The sequence below is a fragment of the Exiguobacterium sp. A1_3_1 genome (assembly GCF_048985645.1).
GTDB lineage: Bacteria > Bacillota > Bacilli > Exiguobacteriales > Exiguobacteriaceae > Exiguobacterium_A > Exiguobacterium_A indicum.
Genome location: NZ_WBYY01000030.1, coordinates 1 through 24,130, shown reverse-complemented (window position 1 = coordinate 24,130; position 24,130 = coordinate 1). Strand labels below are relative to the sequence as shown.

Annotated in this window: 29 protein-coding genes and 2 riboswitches; of the genes, 5 read left to right on the top strand and 24 right to left on the bottom strand. The window is 49.2% G+C overall.

Features of this window, described 5'->3' with window-relative positions:
* Positions 1-2: 2 nt before the first annotated feature.
* Complete coding sequence (locus tag F8N00_RS05170) at positions 3-353, bottom strand: HesB/IscA family protein (protein WP_029342414.1); 351 nt, start codon at positions 351-353, stop codon at positions 3-5.
* Between the two features lie 111 nt (positions 354-464).
* A riboswitch (FMN riboswitch) is annotated at positions 465-606 on the top strand.
* Positions 607-761: 155 nt separating this feature from the next.
* Between F8N00_RS05170 and F8N00_RS05165 the strand changes: the two genes are divergently transcribed.
* On the top strand, positions 762-1,328 hold the full coding sequence (locus tag F8N00_RS05165) for an ECF transporter S component (RefSeq protein ID WP_029342415.1): 567 nt from the start codon (positions 762-764) through the stop codon (positions 1,326-1,328).
* A gap of 76 nt (positions 1,329-1,404) precedes the next feature.
* On the opposite strand, the gene F8N00_RS05160 is transcribed toward F8N00_RS05165, so the two are convergent.
* Positions 1,405-1,638, bottom strand: coding sequence for a YuzB family protein (locus F8N00_RS05160; RefSeq protein ID WP_023469141.1), 234 nt, complete (start codon positions 1,636-1,638; stop codon positions 1,405-1,407).
* Positions 1,639-1,730: 92 nt separating this feature from the next.
* On the opposite strand from F8N00_RS05160, the gene F8N00_RS05155 reads away from it, so the two are divergent.
* Entirely contained in the window at positions 1,731-2,783 is a 1,053-nt protein-coding gene (locus tag F8N00_RS05155; protein WP_023469142.1) for an NAD(P)/FAD-dependent oxidoreductase, read from the top strand.
* A 41-nt stretch (positions 2,784-2,824) separates the two neighbouring features.
* Here F8N00_RS05155 and F8N00_RS05150 read toward each other — a convergent pair whose 3' ends face one another.
* The gene (locus tag F8N00_RS05150; RefSeq protein ID WP_174316517.1) at positions 2,825-3,121 is read right to left on the bottom strand and encodes a DUF1462 family protein; all 297 of its coding nucleotides are present in this window, start codon (positions 3,119-3,121) and stop codon (positions 2,825-2,827) included.
* A gap of 109 nt (positions 3,122-3,230) precedes the next feature.
* Between F8N00_RS05150 and F8N00_RS05145 the strand changes: the two genes are divergently transcribed.
* A complete protein-coding gene (locus F8N00_RS05145; protein WP_012371190.1) occupies positions 3,231-3,458 on the top strand; it encodes a NifU family protein in 228 nt (75 codons plus the stop codon).
* A gap of 42 nt (positions 3,459-3,500) precedes the next feature.
* On the opposite strand, the gene F8N00_RS05140 is transcribed toward F8N00_RS05145, so the two are convergent.
* Together F8N00_RS05140 and F8N00_RS05135 are read right to left on the bottom strand one after the other, a co-directional pair.
* Entirely contained in the window at positions 3,501-4,265 is a 765-nt protein-coding gene (locus F8N00_RS05140) for a TIGR01457 family HAD-type hydrolase (protein WP_023469144.1), read from the bottom strand.
* Positions 4,266-4,271: 6 nt separating this feature from the next.
* The gene (locus F8N00_RS05135; RefSeq protein ID WP_023469145.1) at positions 4,272-4,715 is read right to left on the bottom strand and encodes a DUF86 domain-containing protein; all 444 of its coding nucleotides are present in this window, start codon (positions 4,713-4,715) and stop codon (positions 4,272-4,274) included.
* Positions 4,716-4,866: 151 nt separating this feature from the next.
* Here F8N00_RS05135 and glpX point away from each other — a divergent pair, with 151 nt between their 5' ends.
* Both glpX and F8N00_RS05125 read left to right on the top strand, forming a co-directional pair.
* Positions 4,867-5,847, top strand: coding sequence for a class II fructose-bisphosphatase (glpX, locus tag F8N00_RS05130; RefSeq protein WP_174316518.1), 981 nt, complete (start codon positions 4,867-4,869; stop codon positions 5,845-5,847).
* Positions 5,848-5,882: 35 nt separating this feature from the next.
* On the top strand, positions 5,883-6,158 hold the full coding sequence (locus F8N00_RS05125; RefSeq protein ID WP_023469147.1) for a DUF3055 domain-containing protein: 276 nt from the start codon (positions 5,883-5,885) through the stop codon (positions 6,156-6,158).
* A gap of 33 nt (positions 6,159-6,191) precedes the next feature.
* Here F8N00_RS05125 and F8N00_RS05120 read toward each other — a convergent pair whose 3' ends face one another.
* The 19 genes from F8N00_RS05120 to F8N00_RS05030 form a co-directional block, all read right to left on the bottom strand.
* Positions 6,192-6,638, bottom strand: a complete 447-nt coding sequence (locus tag F8N00_RS05120) for a general stress protein (RefSeq protein ID WP_023469148.1) — start codon at positions 6,636-6,638, stop codon at positions 6,192-6,194.
* A gap of 85 nt (positions 6,639-6,723) precedes the next feature.
* A complete protein-coding gene (locus tag F8N00_RS05115) occupies positions 6,724-7,101 on the bottom strand; it encodes a YutD family protein (protein WP_023469149.1) in 378 nt (125 codons plus the stop codon).
* A 94-nt stretch (positions 7,102-7,195) separates the two neighbouring features.
* A complete protein-coding gene (gene lipA / locus F8N00_RS05110) occupies positions 7,196-8,095 on the bottom strand; it encodes a lipoyl synthase (protein ID WP_023469150.1) in 900 nt (299 codons plus the stop codon).
* Between the two features lie 62 nt (positions 8,096-8,157).
* A complete protein-coding gene (locus F8N00_RS05105) occupies positions 8,158-9,459 on the bottom strand; it encodes a bifunctional metallophosphatase/5'-nucleotidase (protein WP_035396386.1) in 1,302 nt (433 codons plus the stop codon).
* A gap of 21 nt (positions 9,460-9,480) precedes the next feature.
* On the bottom strand, positions 9,481-10,323 hold the full coding sequence (locus F8N00_RS05100) for a DUF72 domain-containing protein (protein WP_023469152.1): 843 nt from the start codon (positions 10,321-10,323) through the stop codon (positions 9,481-9,483).
* A gap of 77 nt (positions 10,324-10,400) precedes the next feature.
* Entirely contained in the window at positions 10,401-10,955 is a 555-nt protein-coding gene (locus tag F8N00_RS05095) for a dihydrofolate reductase family protein (protein WP_023469153.1), read from the bottom strand.
* Positions 10,956-11,039: 84 nt separating this feature from the next.
* Complete coding sequence (gene sufB, locus F8N00_RS05090) at positions 11,040-12,437, bottom strand: Fe-S cluster assembly protein SufB (RefSeq protein ID WP_023469154.1); 1,398 nt, start codon at positions 12,435-12,437, stop codon at positions 11,040-11,042.
* A gap of 36 nt (positions 12,438-12,473) precedes the next feature.
* On the bottom strand, positions 12,474-12,908 hold the full coding sequence (sufU, locus tag F8N00_RS05085) for a Fe-S cluster assembly sulfur transfer protein SufU (RefSeq protein ID WP_023469155.1): 435 nt from the start codon (positions 12,906-12,908) through the stop codon (positions 12,474-12,476).
* Entirely contained in the window at positions 12,898-14,121 is a 1,224-nt protein-coding gene (locus F8N00_RS05080) for a cysteine desulfurase (RefSeq protein ID WP_035396382.1), read from the bottom strand. The genes sufU and F8N00_RS05080 overlap by 11 nt, the downstream gene beginning before the upstream one ends.
* Before the next feature lies 1 nt (position 14,122).
* Positions 14,123-15,400 carry a Fe-S cluster assembly protein SufD gene (sufD, locus tag F8N00_RS05075; protein ID WP_023469157.1) on the bottom strand — a complete coding sequence of 426 codons (1,278 nt, stop codon included), beginning with the start codon at positions 15,398-15,400 and terminating at the stop codon, positions 14,123-14,125.
* A gap of 18 nt (positions 15,401-15,418) precedes the next feature.
* Positions 15,419-16,204: a Fe-S cluster assembly ATPase SufC gene (sufC, locus tag F8N00_RS05070; RefSeq protein WP_023469158.1), complete on the bottom strand. Its 786-nt coding sequence runs from the start codon at positions 16,202-16,204 to the stop codon at positions 15,419-15,421.
* Positions 16,205-16,337: 133 nt separating this feature from the next.
* Complete coding sequence (locus F8N00_RS05065; RefSeq protein ID WP_035396378.1) at positions 16,338-17,588, bottom strand: MDR family MFS transporter; 1,251 nt, start codon at positions 17,586-17,588, stop codon at positions 16,338-16,340.
* Between the two features lie 79 nt (positions 17,589-17,667).
* Positions 17,668-18,501 carry a MetQ/NlpA family ABC transporter substrate-binding protein gene (locus F8N00_RS05060; RefSeq protein WP_023469160.1) on the bottom strand — a complete coding sequence of 278 codons (834 nt, stop codon included), beginning with the start codon at positions 18,499-18,501 and terminating at the stop codon, positions 17,668-17,670.
* A gap of 32 nt (positions 18,502-18,533) precedes the next feature.
* A complete protein-coding gene (locus F8N00_RS05055; protein ID WP_421017872.1) occupies positions 18,534-19,199 on the bottom strand; it encodes a methionine ABC transporter permease in 666 nt (221 codons plus the stop codon).
* Positions 19,196-20,218 carry a methionine ABC transporter ATP-binding protein gene (locus F8N00_RS05050; RefSeq protein WP_023469162.1) on the bottom strand — a complete coding sequence of 341 codons (1,023 nt, stop codon included), beginning with the start codon at positions 20,216-20,218 and terminating at the stop codon, positions 19,196-19,198. The genes F8N00_RS05055 and F8N00_RS05050 overlap by 4 nt, the downstream gene beginning before the upstream one ends.
* 78 nt (positions 20,219-20,296) lie before the next feature.
* Positions 20,297-20,401, bottom strand: a riboswitch (SAM riboswitch).
* Between the two features lie 57 nt (positions 20,402-20,458).
* Entirely contained in the window at positions 20,459-21,625 is a 1,167-nt protein-coding gene (locus F8N00_RS05045) for a bifunctional cystathionine gamma-lyase/homocysteine desulfhydrase (RefSeq protein ID WP_421017871.1), read from the bottom strand.
* Entirely contained in the window at positions 21,618-22,541 is a 924-nt protein-coding gene (locus tag F8N00_RS05040) for a PLP-dependent cysteine synthase family protein (protein ID WP_023469164.1), read from the bottom strand. The genes F8N00_RS05045 and F8N00_RS05040 overlap by 8 nt, the downstream gene beginning before the upstream one ends.
* Positions 22,538-23,002, bottom strand: a complete 465-nt coding sequence (locus tag F8N00_RS05035) for an S-ribosylhomocysteine lyase (RefSeq protein ID WP_023469165.1) — start codon at positions 23,000-23,002, stop codon at positions 22,538-22,540. Before F8N00_RS05035 ends, F8N00_RS05040 begins: the two co-directional genes overlap by 4 nt.
* A 3-nt stretch (positions 23,003-23,005) precedes the next feature.
* Entirely contained in the window at positions 23,006-23,644 is a 639-nt protein-coding gene (locus F8N00_RS05030; protein WP_023469166.1) for a class I SAM-dependent methyltransferase, read from the bottom strand.
* Positions 23,645-24,130 lie beyond the last annotated feature (486 nt).

The following is a 24,130-nucleotide window of genomic DNA, read 5'->3' as shown; positions in this document are numbered from 1 at the left end:
ACTTAACAGCCACCCGGTGTCCCGGCATTCGTTGCCGTCCGGAACGATGTCCCGCAACCGCATGTTGCGATGGCATTCGGATTCGTGATCGTGAATCCGCCGCCGAGCATCGACTGCTTATAATCGATTTCCAGTCCTTTGACGACCGGGTAATCTTTTTCGTCCACGATGACGGTCACGCCGTGCTGTTCGAAAACGAGATCCGTTTCTTTCTGTTGGTCGAATCCCATTCCGTACGACAGACCACTACATCCACCACCTTGGACGAGCATCCGAAGATTCCGTTCATCTGCTGGTGCCTGCGCCATCATGTCTTGGACTTGTAGCGCTGCTGCCTCCGTTAAATGGATCATGTCATCACCTTCCTTTTCTTTAGTATACGCAACTTCTGAGCGAATCGAAACCTAGTTGCTTGAAACTATCTTGAATTCGTTGTATAAATGGTATGTACAACAAAATAATCGTTCCATCTTCAGGGCAGGGTGAAATTCCCGACCGGCGGTAAACAACTATTATGAGTTGAAGCCCGCGAGCGAATAGGGCGCTATTTGCTGATTCTGTGTAATTCAGGAGCCGACAGTATAGTCTGGATGGGAGAAGATGGCGGCATGAGTTTGAATTTGATCGATTTTTGCAACAATCGATTAGGTTTATTTAATGCGGACTTCTCCCCTGTTGATTTCATCAATAGGGGTTTCTTTATGGACGCAGTCATGCCAATACTTCATCGAGAGGAACGAGCAAAAGGAGACAATACTCGTATGAAACGCACACAAAAAATGGTCACTCTGTCAATGTTAGGTTCAATCTCATTTGTTCTTATGCTTATCAATTTTCCACTACCGTTCTTACCGAACTATCTGAAGATCGACTTCAGTGATGTTCCTGCTCTCGTCGCAGCGATCATGTTCTCACCGGTCGCAGGTGTCATCGTCGAAGCACTGAAGAACGTGCTATACTACATCTTCCGCGGAAGTGGTGTTCCGGTCGGAGAATTCGCGAACTTCGCTGCTGGCGTTGCATTCGTGCTTCCTGTCAGCTGGTTCTACCATAAAAAGAAATCAACACAAGGTCTCGCAACTGGTCTCGTCGCTGGTACGATAACGATGGCACTCGGTCTTGCGATTCTCAACTATATCTTGATCCTTCCAGCGTACGCATGGTTCCTCGGTATGGACTACATGGCGGATCCAGCTGTCAAATGGACAGCGATCACAGCCGGTATCTTACCGTTTAACGTCATCAAGGCGTTGTTCATCTCGGCACTCTTCATTCCGTTGTTCTTGAAACTACGACCATGGATGATGCGCCGTCAACAATCTGCCTGATCCGAAAAGCTGCGCCCGCTGACGGACACGAATCCCCTCGTTCAGACGAACGAGGGGATTTTTTGGCTGTCCGTGCTCACAGCTCATTCTCTTCGATTTTTAGGTAAATCTTTTCAAGCAACTCTTCCGGCGTCTCGCCTACGACCGTCTCACCATCAACGAGACAAAAATGATCAAGCGAACAAATGCCGCAATAGCCGAGGCAACCGTATTCGACGACGTCGACGTTCGGATCACGTTCGAGTTGCTCCATGACGACCTGTGTACCAGCCGCTAAGTTACTGATACAAAATTCAATAATCGGATTCACTTTTTTTCCTCCTTCAAGCAGGAAACGACCTGCCTCATGTCGTATTATACAAGGTCAGACTGATTTAGGGGAACTAAGGGGGATTTTACGTTATGAAGCAATTGGTCGTACTCGGCGGAGGATATGGTGGAATGCGGATTTGTGAGCGATTCAAGGACGAGGAAGTTGCCGTCACGCTCGTCGACCGTCTACCGTACCACGCACTCAAAACGGAATATTACGCACTCGCAGCAGGAACATTATCAGATCGGGATGTCCGGATTGAATTTCCGGAGGGGAAACATCTTACTTATAAATATGGACATGTCATTAAAATTTCACCAGAGACGAATACGGTCCACCTGCAGGACGGATCAGAATTATTCTATGATGACTTGATCATCGCCCTCGGTTGCGAGGATAAATACCACAACATTCCGGGTGCTCAAGAGTTTACATACAGCATCCAGACACTTGAAGAATCTCGAAAGACACAGCAAGCGATCTGTGGTCTGTCACCGGGGTCCGTCGTCTCGATCGTCGGTGCTGGTCTATCTGGTGTCGAACTCGCCAGTGAACTGCATGAAAGCCGGAAGGATTTAACGATTCGTCTGTTCGACCGCGGTCCATCCGTCTTGTCATTCTTATCCGACAAAGTCTCATCTTACGTCCAGGAATGGTTCGAGGAGCATGACGTGGAAGTCATCAACAATTCGAACGTCACGCTCGTCACGGCGGACGACGTCCGAAACGGCGACGATACGTACCCGTCGGACTTGACGATTTGGACGGCAGGTACGCAGCCGGTCAAGGTCGTTCGTGATCTCGGCTTTGCTGCAGATAGCGGTGGTCGGATCAAATTGACGGCACATCATCACGTACCGGAATACGATAACGTCTTCGTCATCGGCGATTGTGCCAGCTTGCCGTATGCGCCAAGCGGTCAACTCGCAGAACATCAGGCAGAACAAGTCGTCGACGTCTTGCAAGCGAAGTGGCAAGGGAAAAAATTGCCGAAACTGCCAGAAATCAAACTGCGCGGAATGCTCGGATCGCTCGGGAAATCAGATGGTTTCGGGATCGTCATGGGCAAGCAAGCGCTGACGGGGAAAGTCCCACGTCTCTTGAAGTCCGGTGTCTTATGGAAACACAAAAAGATTAAATGAGCAAAAGAGGTGTCCCGACCTTTGGGATACCTCTTTGTCGTTCACCCCGTCTGACTTAACTTCGCATCAATCGCTGCCGTGATCGTCTTCAGTTTGACGTACCCCTCGTCAATCATCTCATCATCAAGCACGATCAATGGATAAAAATAGACATCCTCTTTCAAGGCTTCCGTCCATTGATCCGATGTTGCTGTCTCGAAATCGATATAGCGAAGCGTCATCGCTTGCTCATATTTCCGTCCGAGGACAGCTTGTAGCCAACTGAACGTCTCTTCCGAGCTGGGTGCCCCGACACAACTCGGACAAGTGACCGCTGTTCCATAAACCGTGATTTCCATCTTGAAGTCCCCCTTTTCAATTCTCTCCTCTTTAGTATACAAGTTTTCCAGATTGAGAACATTTTTCAACCCTGTTACAATGAAACTATACGAAAGGATGTGTTTACGCATGGAAATGTTTGATCAAGTGAATGAAGTTCTTGAAAAATTGCGTCCGTTCCTTCTTCGTGATGGAGGAGACGTTGAACTCGTAGATGTAGAAGACGGAATCGTAAAACTCCGTTTGATGGGAGCTTGTGGTAGCTGCCCAAGTTCAACGATCACATTGAAGGCCGGTATCGAACGTGCCCTTCTTGAAGAAGTCGCTGGCGTCGTTGAAGTCGAACAAGTCTTCTAATACATGAAATCCCGAACGAATTCTCGTTCGGGATTTTTTGATTCATAAAATCCATTCTGCTAACGTATCGACCATGTATGTCGGTTGACGATCCTGACCTTGAATGAAGACTGGTGTATGGACGCCAGAATTGACGTGCATCGTCCGGATGCCTCCGTTGATTCCGAATAGAATATCCGTATGGTAGTTATCCCCGACCATGATGACGTCTTCTTTTGACAGACCAATCATCTCCGTTGCGATATCGACCATGACCGGTTCCGGTTTGCCGATGAAGAACGGTTCCTTCTCCGTCGTCACGCGCAGGACGGACGTCAAGGCACCGTTTCCTGGTAAGAATCCACGTTCTGTCGGAATGGCGATGTCTCCGTTCGTCGAGATGAAGCGGGCACCGGCACGAATCGCGAGGGCACCGACAGCGAGTTTTTCATACGTGATCTGACGGTCAAGACCGATGACGACGTAATCTGCCGCTTCGGTTGCGACGACGTCTAACCCTTCCCGTTCAAGCGCATCAATCAGTCCTGTCTCACCGATTGCATAGACGCGCGCTTTCGGTGATAGATCAGCGATATAACGACCGGTCGCCATCGCACTCGTCAAGACGTGTTTCGCATCGGAATGAACACCCATCCCGCGTAATTTCTCCGCCACGGCTTCTGCCGTCATCGACGCATTATTCGTCACGAACAAATACGGAATCCCTTCTGCTTGCAGACGATTGACGAAATCGACCGCTTCTTTTACCGGTTCCGTTCCGTTATACATCGTTCCATCTAAATCAAATAAATAGCCTTTTGCCTTCATCCTGACTCACTCCTCGTTTGGTAAAAATGCAGACACCGGTCCGAGTTCTGTCTCGATATACCGGCGAATCGCTTCCGGGAAACGACGTAGCTCTGCTTCCTCTGTCTCAAGTACCGCCCGAATCTCCGCCATACTCGACTGTGTGAATGACCGGACGATCAACGTACGTAACGCAACGAGCTTCTTCAGACTCGTCGCGAGCGGTCCATCGATGACCTTCTCATCTTCTAAAATGAGGATGATATCTTCATAACTTCCCGGATCCCGCATGATGAATCCATCAATCATACTGTTTCCGATGTCGATGACACTTTCGATGACTAAAAAACCGATCCGTTCCATAGCCAGTGCCGTCGTCACCGGATCCCCCGTAACTTCCTTACTTTGTCGAAGTGCCGTCTCATAACAAACGACCGTCTCTTCGATTTTTTGACGATTGACGAAATACATCTTCATTCCCCCTCACATCCTCCATTTTATCGTTATCCGGCAATCCTGAAAAGCAGAAAGGTCATTTGCATCACATTCCTCAATGTGTTATCCTCAATTTAGATTTTTGCCGAAAATAGTATGTCACATTTGTGACGTGGAGGTTATATACATGGAACGGGAACTCGCACTGGAAATCGTACGCGCTACGGAAGCAGCAGCATTAGCTTCTGCTCAATGGATTGGTCGCGGTAAGAAAAATGAAGCGGATGATGCAGCAACGACTGCGATGCGCGAAGTCTTGAACACGGTCAACATGAACGGAACGGTCGTCATCGGTGAAGGTGAGCTCGACGAAGCACCAATGCTCTTCATCGGCGAACGTGTCGGAACAGCGAACGGTCCAATCGTTGACATCGCGGTCGACCCGCTTGAAGGTACGAACATTGTTGCCAAAGGGCTCGGTAATGCGATGGTCGTCATCGCTGTCGCCGATCAAGGTGCCCTGCTCCACGCACCGGATATGTATATGGATAAATTAACAGTTGGACCGAACTTGAAGGGGCACGTCTCGCTCGACGATCCACTTGAAGTCATCATTGAAAAAGCAGCTCAATACAACAATAAACGGATTGAGGACGTCACGGTCATCATGCAGGATCGCCCACGTCACGATCACTTCCGCGAAGCCGCGATGCGGATGGGCGCACGGGTTCGTCTATTTGAAGACGGCGATGTCTCAGCTGGAATCGCACCACTCTCTCCTGCGACAGGAATCGATATCTTCATCGGTACAGGCGGTGCTCCTGAAGGTGTCATCACGGCTGCTGCCGTTAAAGCGATGGGCGGCGACATGCAGGCACGCTTACACCCGATGAACGAAGAAGAAACTGCTCGTGTCATCCGGATGGGGCTTGAAGATCCGCTTCAACTCTTGATGCTTGATGACCTCATCAAAAGCGACGACTGTATCTTTGCTGCGACCGGCGTCACGACGGGTGAAATGCTCGATGGCGTTAAGTTCTTGACGGATGATATCGTTGAGACGACATCCCTTGTCATGCGTTCAAAGACACGGACGATTCGAAAAGTCATCGCCGAGCATAGCTTATCGCGTAAACCATACTTGCAAAAAGTCCCCCAAACCCTTTAATCTGAAACAGATGTTAGGGAAATGAGGGAAGCTGAATGATGGAAGAACGTGATTTTTTATATGATGATGTCGAACAAACGAAGACACGCTTTGTCAGTTGGATCGGAGAAGCTAGTCGGTTTGATCTCGCCATCACGCACTCGGAACATTTTTACGGTAAGATTCTCGTCTTGAATCTCTTATCGAATCGCTATGCGATCATCGGTGCGGACGATTTTGATGAACCTGGCTACATCGCGACGGCGTTTGACGTCGAAGACGATGCGGCAACGGAACTCGAGATGTATCTACGCGCTTATATCGGTCTATGAAAAAAGCCTTCGTCCGCGGACGAAGGCTTTTTCTTATAAGAGACGATCGTTTCGTTCATTTAATGTGTTCGGTCCGCTGAAGACGTTCGTATTGTCTGACTCGTCATGGGCACGACGCTCCGAATGCTGATCCGCTTCATCACCGACGAGTAATACGAATTGACCGCTTTCGACCGCATGATTCGCACGATCGACGTCTTCCTTCGTCAAGCCACTTCCACGAATAGCATCTCCGTGGGAAGCCGTGTCATCTTTTTTGAAGATGCTCTTGATTTCCTGCCAGAGATTACGATGATCTTCCTGTGACAGACGCGTAGATGTCTGTTGGTTGTTCAAATCCGCTAGTTCCTCGATTTGTTCGAGATCGTATTTGTCGTGTGCTAAGACTTTTAAATCAGTCGAGACGACACCGGCAACACGGAGATCGTGCACGGCACTAACAACTTCTGGTACGGATGAGTAAATTCCAACGATTCGCATGGATGGTTCCCCCTATAGGTACATGATACTTATAGTAATAGCCGAATTCCGTCCACTAGAAACGCTTTTCTGTATGACAGTTTGATTACTCGCTTTCCGTCTTCTCTGGTGCAGGTGCGAACTTCCGTTTCAACTTCAACGTATTGGATGAAGAACCGTCGAAGCGAGGTGGTGCTTCTTCTCCTTCTACCAATCCGATCTTCTTGACGATGAAGTAGGCACATCCGAAGTTACAGTATTCGTAGAGATAATCCGCCACATGCGAAATTTTCGTATCGAATGTCGCTTTCTCGTGTTGATCCTCATAGAAGCCACGTAGCCGTAATTGACCGTGCCCCCAGTCCCCCACGATATAATCATATTTCTCTAGGACATCGCTAAAACGACCGATGAAGGCTTCCTCATTAAAACCTTCCCGCTTCTCTTCGACGACCTCATAACGTTCCCGATTGACTTGTATCATTATTCCCACCTCCTGCTGTTCTTATCATAGCATATTCCATTTCGCCTGGCAGACGAAAAACCGTCCGAGCAACTGCTCGAACGGTTTTTGATCGTTAGTCGATCGGAAGTGCTGTTTTATTCTTTTTCGCTGCGTTGACTTGCTCATCCGCGTGATACGACGAACGAACGAGTGGACCTGCCTCACAGTGCGAGAATCCTTTGCTGAGCGCGATCTGCTTCAGTTCAGCGAACTCTTGTGGTGTATAGTATTTGATGACGTCGAGGTGTTTTTTCGTCGGTTGGAGATACTGACCGATTGTCATGATGTCGACGTTATTTGCGCGAAGATCATCCATCGTTTCAAGAATCTCTTCCCATGTCTCACCAAGACCAAGCATCAAGCTCGACTTCGTTGGAATTTCAGGTGCGAGTTCCTTCGAACGGCGAAGGAATTCAAGCGTCCGGTCGTATGTCGCTTTCGCACGAACGGTCGGTGTCAGACGGCGGACCGTCTCGATGTTGTGGTTCATGATGTCTGGTTGTGCATCAATCAGCGTTTTCAATGCCTCAAAGTTCCCACCCATATCTGAAGGCAAGACTTCGATTGATGTCTCTGGATTCATCCGACGAACTTCACGGACGGTTTCAGCGTAAACGCCTGCTCCGAAATCATTCAGATCGTCACGGGCAACCGCTGTGATGACCGCGTGCTTCAGGTTCATCAAACGAACGGATTCCGCGACACGTTTTGGTTCTTCAAGATCGAGTTCGTTTGGGCGTCCTGTCGTCACGGCGCAAAAACGGCACGCACGTGTGCAGATACTTCCGAGAATCATGAACGTCGCCGTCCGGCGTACCGCCCAACACTCGTGGATATTCGGACACTTTGCTTCCTCACAGACAGTATGTAGCTTTTTCTCGCGCATCATACTTTTTAATTCTGTGTAGGTTTCATTCGTATTCAGCTTGATTTTCAACCATTCCGGTTTACGTTGGATTTCTCCGCGTCCCATGGTTTCGCTTCCCCCTTCATCCCCAAAAAGTCAATTCATGTCTGCTTTAGTATAACAAACAATCAGGGTTTGCGAACATGTAATTCATTATATTCCGACTTCTCCGATAAGCGTTCGAACAACAAATCCCGTAACAATTCCGGCATGAAATATTCTTTTGGCATTTCTTTGATCGCTGGAAAGAGTGGACCGAACGTGAACATATCCGGCAAGACGACCGTATAGTTTCGCGTTGGCTCAAGCGGTTGATGTGCCGCCAAACCAGCATAATGCATCCGCCCCATCAACTTACCACGGAAACCGAGACCTCGAACCTTTAGTTGTTCGAACTGATCTGTTTTGACTTCGTCGAGGAAAGTTTGTAATTCCACTCCGGTCATCGTCACTTTACAAGGATTGATCGGGTGCGGACAGAGTCGATGTAAATCAAAGGCAGAGACAGGACCTGGTGGAAGTGACCCAAGCAGAATACCTGCCGGGACACAAGCGATATCAGCATCACACCAATCACGCATCGTCTCGACAAGCAATTGTGAGAACGGCGACTCGCTGAACCAATCATTGGCTAGACCCGATGTCTCGCCAATCGGCTCCTTCATCTGTTGTTCCGCCAGATACTGTTCGCGGTCGAGTAATTTCGCCGTCGCTTCGTCCTCGACGTAATCGTGTAAGGAATGAAGGACCGCTTCCTTCTCTCCGGTATCCGTATTCATATAAATTTCACCCGCATACTGCCCATGTTTACCGGCTTGGGTGATTAAGACACCGTTCTTAACGACACCGTCATCAAGGACATGGTGCGTATGCGCACCGATGATCAAATCAAGTTCTGGAAAACGCATCGCGAGTTCTTCGTCTTGATAGAAACCGAGGTGACTCAAACAAATCAAGACGTCGACTTCTTGACGCAAATGTTCGATTTCACGCGCTGCGACGTCAAACGGTTCTTCGATCGTCCAACCAAGTAAACCGTACAGTTCGATATACGGTGCCGTCAGACCAAAGACGCCGACTTTTCCGGTCGGTAATTCGTGAATGACTCCTTGCTTGGCAAACGGTGCTTCTAAATTCGAGACGAGGACCGGAAAGTCCGCTTCCGTGTAGAGGTTCGCTAACCAGTCGTGCGGAAACGTGATGCCTTCATTGTTCCCGATCGTCACGGCAGTCGGCATCAACGCATTCAGTAGATGCGTATTGATTTTTCCTTTTGTTGCTTCCGTCGCTGGATCAACACGGTCAGCATGATCGCCGAGATCAAAAACGAGCGAATCATACGTCCGGTGTTCCTTGACGAAGGACATGTAGCGAGGCCACATGTCGAAGTGTGAATGCAGATCATTATAGTGAATGATGTGTAACTTCATGCAGAAGCCCCCCTTGATGATTTAAAACAATGAGATTTGTCGCGGCGCGAGTTCATAGTCGAGATCGAGAATCTCGATTAATCGTTTCGCATTCGGGGCAGCATCTCCTGCTGAGTTGTTATTGAAGAAGACATATACATCCTTTGCTTCCGCTGCTACGTTTCGGACGTGGTTTGCGAGTTCCTGTAACTCGTCTTCTGAGTAGCGGTAGAGACAGCGGACTTTTCGCCAATCGTCGCTGCTTTGACCCGGTTTCTTTAACCAACCCGCTTTATTTCGTCCATGGAGGCGGATGAATGCCGTCTCCTGCGTCACGACCGGTACGAATGGTACGGAACCATCTTCGGTCTGGGGTTCGTCACAAATCGTATGAATAAACTGATGTTCCTTCAAAAATCGGAGCGTCCGCTCACGATAAGCTTCCGAATACCACGATGGATTTCGGAACTCAATCGCGACCGGCAGTCCAGCAAGTGATTTCCGGATCGTTTGCAAATACTCCAAGTGCATTTTGCTGACATCGAACCAGGGCGGTAACTGCACGAGGATCGCTGCAATCTTTCCACTCTTTCGCATCGGTTCGATCGACGCGATATATTGTTCAAAAATCGGACCGAGCGGATCTTTATTCTCCCGGTCATGTCCACTCATCGCCCGGTGGACCTTGACGATGAAGCGGAACCCGTCCGGTGTCTCGGATGTCCATTTTTCGTAGTTTCGTTCCGGTTGAATCGCATAGAACGTCGAGTCGACCTCGACTGCTGGAAAATGTCCCGCATAAGCGGCGAGCTTCTCCTTACGATCTTGCGGGGTCAAGTAGAGACTATCATGATCTCCCCAGCCCGTAACACCGATATATATCATGCGCTCCTCCCCCTTACGTGTTCTATTCTACCTATTCATCATAGCATAGCAGAATCCGGGATTTCTTCTTCAATGCTTCAATTTAAACGTTCATATTCAAGTATGATACATCCCGATTCGAAGTATTGTGTTTTGATCATTTTTAAGTGTTGCGGTTGATCGAACACCGGAAACATCCGTTTTCCACCGCCGAGCAGAACAGGATAAATCACGATATGATAACGGTCGACGAGTCCAAGTCGTATCGCTTCAGCAGCAAGCGTCGCCCCACCAATCGCAATCTGTTTTCCAGGCAAGGCTTTTAGTGCTTGAAGTTCCTCGGTAAGTGACTTGGTCGCTAGACGTGTCTTTCCTTCGACAGCGTCGAGCGTCCGCGAGAAGACGACCTTCTCAAGCGATTGCCAGGTTTTCGCATACTCAACGACAATCGGCTCGTCTTCCTGATCCGCTGTCTCCCAGTATTGCATCATCTCGTACAAACGACGTCCATAGACATGGGTATCGAACGCTTTCTCATAGTCATTGAAATACTGATGTAATTCTGCGTCCGGTGAAGCGAAATCGATCCTACCTGACGCATCTTCGATATAACCGTCAAGCGAGACTTGAAAGGAATAGACGATGTCACGCATAATAATCCCTCCTTTTTCACTCTTTACCCCAATAACCATTTCATGAAAAAACTCCCCCATCCGTAGATGAGAGAGCAAGACGAATTATCCGATTGAACCTTCCATCTCGAACTTGATGAGACGGTTCATTTCGACCGCATATTCCATTGGAAGTTCTTTCGTGAACGGCTCGATGAAGCCCATGACGATCATTTCCGTTGCTTCCTCTTGTGAAATCCCGCGGCTCATGAGGTAGAACAATTGCTCTTCCGAGACCTTCGAGACTTTCGCTTCGTGCTCGAGCGAAATGTTATCGTTGAGGATTTCGTTGTACGGAATCGTATCCGACGTCGATTGGTTATCCATGATGAGCGTATCACATTCGATGTTCGAACGTGCGCCTGTCGCTTTCCGTCCGAAGTGGACGATACCGCGGTACGTGACTTTACCACCATGTTTTGAGATCGACTTCGAGACGATCGTCGACGATGTGTTCGGTGCTAAGTGAATCATCTTCGCACCCGCATCTTGGTGTTGACCTTTACCAGCGATTGCGATCGACAATGTCATACCACGTGAACCTTCACCTTTGAGGATGACGGCTGGGTATTTCATCGTCAGTTTCGAACCGATGTTACCATCGACCCATTCCATCGTTGCGCCAGCTTCACAGATCGCACGTTTCGTAACGAGGTTGTAGACGTTGTTCGCCCAGTTTTGGATCGTCGTGTAACGGCAGTAAGCGTTTTTGTTGATGAAGATCTCAACGACCGCTGAGTGAAGCGAGTTCGTTGTGTAGACCGGTGCTGTACATCCTTCGACGTAGTGAACCGATGCTTCGTCATCAACGATGATCAACGTCCGCTCGAATTGACCCATGTTTTCCGAGTTGATGCGGAAGTAGGCTTGAAGCGGCGTATCGACTTTAACACCTTTTGGTACGTAGATGAACGATCCACCTGACCAGACCGCTGTGTTCAAAGCTGCGAACTTGTTGTCTGTTGGCGGGATTAATTTTCCGAAGTACTCACGGAAGATATCTTCGTTCTCTTTTAACGCTGTATCTGTATCTTTGAAGACGACACCGATTTCTTCGAGGTCTTCTTTCATGTTGTGGTAGACAACCTCTGACTCGTACTGAGCCGAGACACCTGCCAAGTATTTTTGCTCTGCTTCTGGGATACCGAGTTTGTCAAACGTACGTTTGATTTCTTCTGGTACTTCATCCCACGATTTCTCTGCCCGTTCAGACGGCTTGACGTAGTACGTGATGTCGTCGAAGTTCAATTCTGAGAGATCGCCACCCCACGCTGGCATCGCTTGTTCGTTGAAGATCTTAAGTGATTTCAAACGGAAATCAAGCATCCATTGTGGTTCTTCCTTCATTTTCGAGATCGTTTCGACGACTTCAGTCGTCAAGCCACGTCCAGAACGGAAGATCGAGATATCGCGATCGTGGAAACCATATTTATAATCGCCAATTTCCGGCATGTTCTTTGCCATGTTCATTTCCTCCTCTTACTTGCTTGTGACCGAAGTTTACTTCCCTTCTTCTACGCCGCGTTCGAGCGCCTTCCAGGCAAGTGTCGCACATTTGATCCGTGCCGGGAATTTCGTGACACCCGAGAGTGCCTCGACGTCCCCGAGGTCGAACGATTCGTCGTCATAGTCTTTTCCTTGGACCATGTCCGAAAAGATATCCGCGAGTCGTAAGGCTTCTTCGATAGTCTTACCTTTGACGAGTTGCGTCATCATTGAAGCAGACGCCATGCTGATCGAGCAGCCCTCCCCGTCAAATTTCGCATCACGGACGACATCGTCTTCAATCGCGAGCTGGAGACGAATCGTATCGCCGCACGTCGGATTGTTCATGTCGATCGTGACGCCCCCCTCGATCGCACCGCGATTTCGGGGAGTTTTATAGTGATCCATGATCACTTGACGATACAAGTGATCGAGATTGTTAAAATCCATGACTGAAATACTCCTTCGTTTGGCGAAGTCCTGTCACGAGTGCGTCAACCTCTTCTTTCGTGTTATAGAGATAGAAGCTAGCGCGAGCCGTCGAGCTCGCTCCGAGCCAACGCATCAGGGGCTGTGCACAGTGATGACCGGCGCGAACCGCGATTCCCTGCATATCAAGGACGGTTGCGACGTCATGTGCATGGACATCACCGAGATTGAACGTGACGAGTCCAACGCGTTCTTCCGGACCGTAGATCGTTAGTCCGTCGATGTCACGCATTTGTGCCATCGCGTACTGCGCGAGTTCACGTTCGTGTGCTTCGACGTTCTCTAAACCAATCTCTTCTAAGAAATCAATCGCTGCCGATAAACCAACAGCGCCTGCGATAATCGGTGTACCCGCTTCGAAACGATATGGAGACGGTTTGAACGTCGACTCTTCAAGACCAACGTAATCAATCATCTCGCCACCGAACTCAACGGGTTCCATCGCATTGAGTAACGCCTTTTTCCCGTAAAGGACACCAACACCTGTCGGACCACACATCTTGTGTGCAGAGAAGGCGAGGAAGTCACAGTCGAGATCCGTGACATTAATCCGTTGATGCGGTGCACTTTGCGCGGCATCAACGACCATGACGGCACCTCGAGCGTGAGCAAGACGCGCGACTTCTTTGATCGGATTGATCGTACCGAGAACGTTCGAGACATGTGCCATCGCGACGATCTTCGTCCGGTCGGACAGTTGTGCTTCGACCGCTTCGACCGTCACGCGACCATCAGCTGTCAAATCGACGTATTTCAACTTCGCTTTTTTGCGTTTAGCGACTTGTTGCCACGGGATGAGATTCGCATGGTGTTCGAGGTATGTGACGACGATTTCGTCGCCTTCTTCGACATGCTCCATGCCGTAGCTTGACGCGACGATGTTGATCGCCGTCGTCGTGCCGCGGGTAAAGATAATTTCTTCATGGTGTTGCGCCTGGATGAAACGACGAACGTTCTCACGCGCACCTTCGTACGCATCCGTCGCTCGTGTTCCGAGCGTATGGACGCCACGGTGCACATTCGAATGAATCGTCTTATAGTAGTCGTCAATCGCATTGATGACGACGAGCGGCTTCTGCGAAGAGGCCGCACTATCGAGATAGACGAGTTTCCGGTCGTTGACCTGTTGGTCGAGGATCGGAAACTGATTGCGGATGGATGCATCGATTCCCATATTAGTTTACTTTCCCTTCGATGACTTGAACGAGACGTTCTTTCACCGAGTCAATCGCAAGTTCCGAGACGACTGGCTGGAGGAATCCGTGAACGACGAGGCGTTCTGCTTCCTTCCGTGAAAGGCCACGGCTCATCAAGTAGTAGAGTTGTAGTTCATCGACACGACCGACAGATGCCGCGTGCCCTGCCATGACGTCATCCTCATCGATCAAGAGGATTGGGTTCGCATCACCACGTGCCTTTTCAGACAACATGAGGACACGTTCCGTTTGAACGCCGTTTGATTTCGAAGCGCCGTGATGGATCATCGACGTTCCGTTGAAGATAGATGTTGCTGCGTCTTTTTGGACACCGTGGATCAAGATGAAACCTTCTGATCCTTTACCGAAGTGGTCCGTCCGGACGTTGAAGTTTTGTTTTTGCTCTCCACGACCGACCGTAACGGCTTTCGTATCTGAGAACGAATCGTTTCCGACGAGATGTGTTTTTGTTTCTGTAACTGTGTGACCGTCATTCATGTGACCGAGTGCCCATTCGAGCTTCGCGCCTTGTTTGACGACACCACGACGGTTCATATACGTGATGGCACCTTTCGATAACGTATCGACACCACCGAAGAGGACTTTTGCGTTGTCTTCAACGAAGACTTCTGTGACGACGTTGACGTTATGCGCTTCGTCACCATAAGAGACGAAGTTTTCGATATACGTCAATTCGCTGTCCGCATCTGCGACTATGATCGCGTGATGGTAAAGCGCTGCACCTGATTGCTCAAGCGTATAGATCGCTTGCATCGGTACAGAAAGCTTAACGCCTTTTGGTACATAAAGGAACGTACCGCCGTTACGAAGTGCTGCGTTTAATGCCGCAAGACGATCTTCGTTAACTTGAACACCTTCCGTCATGAAGTATTTCTCGACGAGTTCTGGGTGTTGTTTTAATGCGTCTTCGAGCGTCGTGAAGATGACGCCGTTCGCCGCTTCACTGTTTTGCGCGTGGACGAGTTGTCCGTTACGCGTGACGAGCATGTGATCACGGTTTTCGCCGATCAATGCTTCGATATCTGAAGAAAGACCAGTGACGGTTTCGAGTTCCGTCGTACCTTCTGTGAAGTTCCAGCCTTCGATCTTGATTTTTTCTACTTTTGGCAATGCGAGCGTTGGGGCAAGATCAAGCGCGTCTTGACGCTTTGCGACCATCCAAGATGGTTCCCCTAAGCGAGTCGCACGTTCTGCCACTGCCTCGCGATTTACTGCAAGATTCAGTTCTACAGTCATCATGCTTCCTCCCTCGTCTTACGCTTTTGTTTCGATTTCGACGTCTTCGATGCCGAGTTCTTTTTTAACCCAGTCATAACCTTCTGCTTCGAGACGGTGTGCGAGTTCTTTACCACCAGACATGACGATTTTTCCGCCCATCATGATGTGGATGAAGTCTGGCTCGATATAGTTCAAGAGACGTTGGTAGTGCGTGATGATCAAGCAGCCGAATTCTGGTGAACGCATTTCGTTGACACCTTTTGCGACGACTTTCAATGCATCGATATCAAGACCTGAATCGATTTCATCAAGAATCGCGATCGCTGGTTTAAGCATCATCATCTGAAGAATTTCGTTACGTTTCTTTTCTCCACCTGAGAAACCTTCGTTGAGGTAACGGTGTGCCATTTCTGAAGGCATCTCGAGAAGACCCATTTGTGAATCAAGCTCACGGATGAACTTCATGAGTGAGATTTCATCGCCTTCTTCACGACGCGAGTTGATCGCTGAACGAAGGAAGTCTGAGTTCGTGACACCACTGATTTCGCTTGGGTACTGCATTGCGAGGAACATACCCGCTTGTGCGCGCTCATCGACTTCCATGTCGAGGACGTCTTCGCCGTCGAGTGTGACTGAACCAGATGTCACTTCGTACGATGGGTGACCCATCAATGCTGATGCGAGTGTTGATTTACCTGTCCCGTTTGGTCCCATGACCGCGTGGATTTCCCCGCCTTTGATTTCCAAGTTGACGCCTTTCAAGATTTCCTTGCCGTCGATCGCGACGTGTAGATCTTCAATCTTCAAGTGTGAAGCCTTCATGTTAGAATCCCTCCATCTATTCATTTCGTGACTGACGATTCAGAACACGAGCGTTACTAATTTAGTATCATTCTAATCTTAAAGAAACATCGCGTATTATTCAAGCGTCATCGCTCGTTGATTTTTCTCAAAATCATGCGTTTTGTTGAGAATCATTCGAAAGTTTCACCGGTTCCTCGAGTTCCTCGATCGTCGAAGCCCGATGAATCCGTTGTGACAGTAAGAGCAGTGGTATTCCGAATAATGTCAAGCCCGCTAATATCCCGAAAATCGGTAACGGACGGTCCGCTCCATATAAACTTAACAAATGTCCTCCGGCGATCGGACCGATTGATTGTCCGATCGACGTCAAGCCCATCGCTCCGAAATAACTGCCCCGTAATTCTGGTTTGGCGAACCGATCGGTCAAGATGTCGGTCATCGTGAACATCATGACTTCCCCGCACGTGAAGATGAACATCGCGACGATCATCAACCAGATCGCGTTCGCATTTCCCATGATGAACAATCCGATCGCAACAGTCGCAATCCCGGTCGTGATCGAGACGAGTGGTGACGTCTTCATACCAAACTTCATGATCGGATATTGAACGATCAAGACGGTGATCGCATTGATCGTGATCAAAATCGCATAGAGTGTCTTCCCGCCTTCAAGCAGTGACGTTTCCGTCAAGAACTGTGGCAATGTCGAGTTGAACTGACTGTAGCCGAAAACCCCGAAGATGATGCCAGCGAGTGCCAGCGTAAAAGCGATATCCGTCCGCAACAGACGAACCGTTGCTCCGAACGATACCTTTTTCCCACCATGCGTCTCGGTGATCGGATGGCGTTTGAATAAGATACCGATCATCCCCCCGTACACGATATAGACGAACGCTGTGATGTAAAACGTCGCGGACGTGTTCCCCGCACTCAGCAGTAAAGCAATTCCCGGTCCGATCGCTGCTGCGATGTTGATCATCGCGTAACGGATATTGAAGACGAACAATCGGTTCGCTTCGTCCGTCGTATCACTGATCAAGGCACGGGCGGATGGTTCAAAAATCGAACGACAGACCCCGTTCAAAGCACTGAGCGTAAAGAATGCCCAGAATGTCTCGACTTGTGCCAGCGCAATGAAGACGATCGCGAATCCGATCGTTCCGGCAAGCATCATCGCCCGGCGACCATACCGGTCCGACAAGGTGCCGCCGATGAAACTCATGACGAGACTGGCGATCGCCGAGATACTGAGTACCCAGCCAACATCGACAGGATCAAATTTCAGGACGGTCGTCATGTAGATGGCGAAGAACGGCATCGTGATGAACGTTCCGAGACGTGAGAAAAACGTCCCGAACAAGACCCCGAGTGTCAACGGATGCAGTTGACGTATGCGTTGCATATGATTCCCCCTAACCCCTGTTTCAGACAAATGAAAAGCATCCTTCCATTATATAGGAAGGATGCCGGCTTCGGTGAACTTATTTGCTGACTGGAACGACCGCACCTTTGTACTTGTCGAGGATCCAATCTTGGTTTTTCTTTTCGTGCAGAACGTCAAGAAGTGCTGTGACACGCTTGTCTTTTTCATCGCCATCACGTGTAACGATGATGTTGACGTATGGTGAAGACTCATCTTCTGAAGCGATCGCGTCTTTCAATGGGTTCAGACCGTTATCGATCGCATAGTTCGTGTTGATGAGGACGGCGTCGCCTTCATTGTTTTTGTAAGCTTGCGGAAGAAGTGATGCTTCGATGTTCGTCTTGAACTTGAGTTTCTTCGGGTTCTCCGCGATATCACCGAGTTGTGCATCTGTCGTTTTACCGTCTTTGAGTTTGATCAATCCTTCATTTTGAAGGAACGTCAAGACACGACCGCGTTCCGCGACGTTTGAGCTCGTTAAGATCGTTGCACCGTTTGGTAACTTATCGAGTGACTTGTATTTCTTCGAGTAAATACCGAGTGGTTCAACGTGGACGCCACCTGCGTTCGCGAACTTATATGATTTGTTTTCTTTTTCTTGTTGCTCAAGATACGGTACGTGCTGGAAGTAGTTCGCATCGATTTCTTTTGAAGCGAGCGCTTTGTTCGGAAGTACGTAATCTTGGAACTTCTTGATTTCAAGCTTGTAACCTTTTGCTTCGTATTCTTTTTTGACGTGCTCAAGAATCTCAGCGTGCGGTACGTTCGAAGCACCAACGACGAGTGTTTTGTCGTCGCTACCTGATCCTGATGATTTTTCGCCACATGCAGCAAGGCTAATAGCTAAGACGGATACAGCAGCAGTACCTACGAATTTTTTCCAAGTTTTCATGAATGATTCCTCCAATATGATTAAGTTTCGAATTAACGTTTATCGATCGCGCGGATCAGCAAGTCACCAATGATTTGGATGACGAAGACGATCGCTAAGATTAAGAGTGTCGCAATGACGATGACATCGTTTTGAGAACGCTGGAATCCTTCGATGAAGGCCATGTCCCCAAGTCCACCTCCGCCGACTACTCCGGCCATTGCCGTATAACCGACAAGTGAGACGAGTGTGACCGTGATACCAGAAACGATGGCAGGCAACGCTTCCGGGATTAAGACTTTATAGATGATCTGGAACTTCGTCGCGCCCATCGATTCAGCTGCCTCGATGACACCTTTATCGACTTCGCGTAACGCGAGTTCAACCATCCGACCGTAAAATGGTGCAGCACCGAAAATCAGTGCCGGTAATGCTGCCGTTGGTCCGAGGAACGAACCGACGATTGCTGTCGTAAATGGAATCAATAAGATCAGTAAGATGATGAACGGAATCGAACGGAAGACGTTGACGACCAAGCTCAACACTGAATAGAACGTCCGATTCTTGAACAATAACTCTTCGTTTGTCGCATACAATAGTAAACCAATGATCAAACCGAGGACGAATGTCGAAACACCAGCGATTGCCGTCATATAGACGGTACTGCCTGTCGCTTCCCACACCATGTCCCAATCTAGATTGTCAAAGAATGAAATCATCGGTGATCCACCTCCACTTCAACATCACTGGCTTGAAGCTTTGTGATGACCGCTTGTGTTGCTTCTGTTTCCCCGATCAACTGAATGAACAGTGTACCGAGTGCCCCTTCCTGTGATTGACCGACGTTTCCGCCGATGATATTGAACAGGACCGGCGAATCCTTCATGACTTCCGCGAGGATCGGGCTTTCTGCTGTCGATCCGACGAACGTCAACTGAACGATTTTTCCGGTTGGGTACCGTTCGCGTAGTTTCGCGAACGTTAACTCGTTCTCCGACGGCGACGTCAATTGTTTGACGAATTCCTTCGTCATCGCTTGCTTCGGATGACGGAAGACTTCTGCGACCGGTCCTTGCTCGACGATTTTACCGGCTTCCATGACGGCGACCCGGTGACAGATTTTTTGAATGACGTGCATCTCGTGTGTGATCAAGACGATCGTCAGTTTCAGTTTTTCATTGATGTCGACGAGTAACTCAAGGATTGAGTCCGTCGTCTTCGGATCGAGTGCACTTGTTGCCTCGTCACATAAGAGAACGTCCGGGTTCGATGCCAGTGCCCGAGCGATACCGACACGTTGTTTTTGACCACCGGATAATTGTGACGGATAGGCTTTTTCGCGTCCGTCCAAACCAACGAGTTGGATCAGTTCCGCGACCCGTTCCTTGCGGTGTGCTTTCGGGAAGCCACCGAGCTCGAGTGGGAACATGATGTTCTCTTCAACCGTCCGTGACCATAGTAAGTTGAAGTGTTGGAAGACCATCGAGACATTCTTGCGGACGCCTCGTAATTCCTTAGGTTTTAGTGATGTCATTTCAACACCATCGATTTGGATCGAACCACTCGTTGGTGCTTCGAGCATATTCAGTAATCGGATCAGGGTCGATTTCCCTGCTCCGGAATAACCGATTATTCCAAAAATTTCACCGCGCTCGATTGTCAGATCGACATTCGCGACGGCTTCGACCGCTCCGCGCTTTGAGCGATAAATCTTTCCTACGTCTTGTAAACGAATCACAACTGTCCCTCCTAAAATAAAAAAAGTGCGCGCGTTTTAGAGCAAACGCGCGCACTTTTCAGTACACAAAACCATTTGCTCTCATCTCCCAGACTTTTGTCTGCTGGAATTAGCACCACTTCGGATTAGATCCGCGGTTGCCGGGTTTCATCGGGCCAGTCCCTCCACCACTCTCGATAAGAGTTTCGGTATTAAGTTTGTAGAATATATTCTGAATATTAGCAGGGGTTATTTTTGTTGTCAAACAGTTTTTTCAGAAACTTTTTCGAGGAACGTGAAAGCACGTGTTAAGTCTTCTTTCAAATCTTCCGCATCCTCAAGTCCAACTGAAATCCGAACGAGACCGTCCGTGATGCCGAGTTCTGCCCGACGTTCTGCTGGGATTGACGCGTGCGTCATCCGTGCCGGCACCGAAATCAGACTCTCGACGGCACCAAGACTCTCAGCGAGTGTGAAGAAGTGTGTCGCCTCGACGAGTTTTTCTGCGTTCGCTGCTGAACCGACATCAAAGCTGATCATCCCACCAAATCCAGTCGCTTGTTTCGTTTGGATGTCGTGACCAGGATGCGATGCAAGTCCTGGGTAGAAGATGTTCGAGACGATGTCTTGCGCTTGTAGGAACGCAACGAGATCATGTGCTGTCTCTTCGATCGCATCCATTCGGATACCGAGTGTACGAAGACCACGGACGAGCAAGAAGCTGTCTTGCGGTCCAAGCACGCCGCCTGTCGAGTTTTGGATGAAGTGCAGCTCTTCGCCGAGCGCATCATCTTTGACGACGACAAGTCCAGCGACGACGTCCGAATGTCCGCCGATGTATTTCGTCGCACTGTGCAAGACGATGTCTGCACCAAGTGCGAGTGGTTGTTGATGATAAGGTGTCGCGAACGTGTTGTCGACGACGAGTTTAAGATCGTGACGTTTGGCGATCGTTGCGATTGCTTCAATGTCCGTTACTTTCAACAACGGGTTCGTCGGTGTTTCGACGTAGACGATCTTCGTGTTGTCTTGGATCGCTGCTTCCGTTGCCGCAAGGTCCGTCGTATCGACGAATGTCACTTCGATGTTGAACTTCGGTAAGACGCGTTGCATCAAGCGGAACGTACCACCGTAGACGTCATCCGTCATGACGATGTGGTCGCCAGACTCCAGCAAGTGGAAGACGGCATGAATCGCTGCCATCCCAGAACCGAACGCAAAACCACGTGCGCCGCCCTCGAGATCCGCAATCAATCGTTCGATGCTCGTCCGTGTCGGGTTCGCTGTCCGTGAGTATTCGTATCCGTCCTTAAGTTGACCGATTTTATCCTGCTTGTATGTGCTTGTTTGATAGATTGGAGGTGTGACGGCTCCTGTTGCCCGATCGACACCTGTTCCTCCATGAATCAATGCTGTCTTCTTACGCATGAGTTTCGTCCACCTTTTCAAAGATTTGTTGGCTTAAATAGCGTTCGGCACTGTCTGCGAAGACGGTGACGATCGTACTGCCGGGGTGACGCTTTGCGATATCAAGCGCAGCAACGAGCGCTGCACCTGCTGAACTACCAACGAGTAATCCTTCGCGAGCAGCGAGTGTATGAACCGCGTCAAATGCATCGCGGTCAGAAATCGTATGAATCTCATCAACGAGTTCACGCGGAACGAGGCTTGGCCATTTCGCTGTACCGATACCTTCTGTCTTATGCGGACCGGCTGGACCACCATTTAAGACGGAGCCTTCCGGTTCGACGATTGCTGCTTTTGTACCGAGACGTTGTTTTAAGAAGTCCGCTGTTCCGGCGAACGTACCACCTGAACCACAACCGGCAACGAACCAGTCGATGTGCGGCAAGTCCGCAATCAGCTCAGGACCGAGTGTCCGCTGATACGTGACTGGGTTCTCTTCGTTTTCGAATTGTAACGGAACGTAACTATTCGGAATTTCTTGACCGAGTTCTTTTGCCCGGTCGATGGCCCCTTGCATATCGAGTTCAGTCGGTGTGTTGACGACGGTTGCGCCGAGTGCCCGCATCAACGTCTGCTTTTCCTGACTGAATTTTTCCGGAACGACACAGATGACTTGGAGATCGTATTTTTTAGCGGCGAGCGCCAAGCCGATGCCGGTATTCCCGGCTGTCGGCTCGATGATCGTACCGCCTGGTGTCACATGTCCGTTTTCGATTGCTGCATCAACGAGTTGAATGCCAAGGCGGTCTTTGACGCTGCCCCCAGGGTTCATCCATTCGAGCTTCGCCAAAATGCGCGTACCAGCAGGCAAATCGAATGAAGTGATCTCGTAGAGTGGTGTGTTTCCGACGAGGTCGCGGACGTTGTTCGCGATCATCCGAAGACGATGTCCCATTCATCACGACCGGCAAGCATTTTCTCGGCATAGTGCTTCGCTCCTTTGAGGTCATGTGCGCTCGCAAATCCACATTGGACTTCGTTTTGCGCTGGAATCTCTTCTGCTGCGAGGACGTCTTTCAACGTCTTCTCAACGAGTTCGCTCATTTTTTCGACCGAGTCGAAGTTCATCATCGCCATGTAGAAACCTGTTTGGCATCCCATCGGCGAGACATCGATGACATCATCCGAGTAGTTACGGATGTTTTCAGCAAGTAAGTGCTCGAGTGTGTGCATCGCACGCATCGGCATTTGCTCAACGTTTGGTTGCGTGAAACGGATATCGTATTTGACGACTTGGTCGACTTTACCTTCTTTATAACCCGCGACGCGGATATAAGGTGCTTTGACTTTCGTATGATCCAGGTTAAAGCTTTCGACGTTCATTTTTTGAAGTGCCATGATTTATTCCCCCATTTTCTCGGCTTCTACGAGCCAGACGAAGTGATTGTATTGTATAAATTTAACAGTGAATCCTCGTGCTGTAAACAATTCTTCCATGACTGGAATCAACGGGTAGAACTCGCGTTCGAGATCTTCCGCTAACGCGTCGAACCCTTGAGCACGTGCTTCACGAATCGTTTGCAGGCGTGCCTCTTCTGAGACGAACATCGTATCCGCGTAGACGATTTTTCCGTCTGCCGGTAAATGTGATGCCATCAGTTCGATCGCTTCTCCCTTTTCCTCATCTGTTAGATGATGAAACGCATACGTCGAAACAAAACTGCGTGCTTCCTTCGCTTCGAACGAGAGGAAGTGACCGTCTTGTACATCAAGTGACGGAATCTTTTCCGTCAGGATTGCCCGCATCTCCGGACTTGGTTCGACGGCGAGTACGGCGTCGTGACGTGCCAGAAGACGTTGTGTCAGGTTCCCTGTGCCTGCTCCGAATTCAATGACCGGCGACTGCGCTTTATCCGCTACTGTATCCAAAATCTCATCGTATCGACGAAAAACCTCTTTATACTCCGGATCGTGTCCGGTTACTGTCTCGTCATACGTCGATGCCCATTCTGTGAAAACATCCATAAAACGTACTGTCATGCCTTGTCGTCCTCCATCTCACCAGTTAATTCCGAGTAATCGGATATGAATTAAAGTAATTTTCCTTATTCGCATTGTAGCAAGGAGATTCTATCCTGGCAAGCGACCGGCTCAAAAAACTTCCAGAAAACAAAAAAAGGCGTTGCCGGCGAACCGACAACACGAATAATGTGGTTAGAAATGCTACGAAGGAAAACCCAGCTCCATTCGGAATTGTTCGCTCTTCCGCGTGGAGGACGGCGCCTGTTCGACATGATCGCCAGCTTACGTTCACTTCCTGATCGGTCCTTTCGATCCACCACCCGTTCATTGCACCGCTTCGTCTTTGGGGGACGACTTAAGGGGAAACAATACACCGGCTTAGGATGGGAGAAAGGGTTCAGGACTTGAATCGTATTGAACGATCATCTCTGCTAGACTTCCTATAATGCATTTCTAGAAGTTGTTATGAATATACCATTCATATTCTGTCTCTTATACACATCT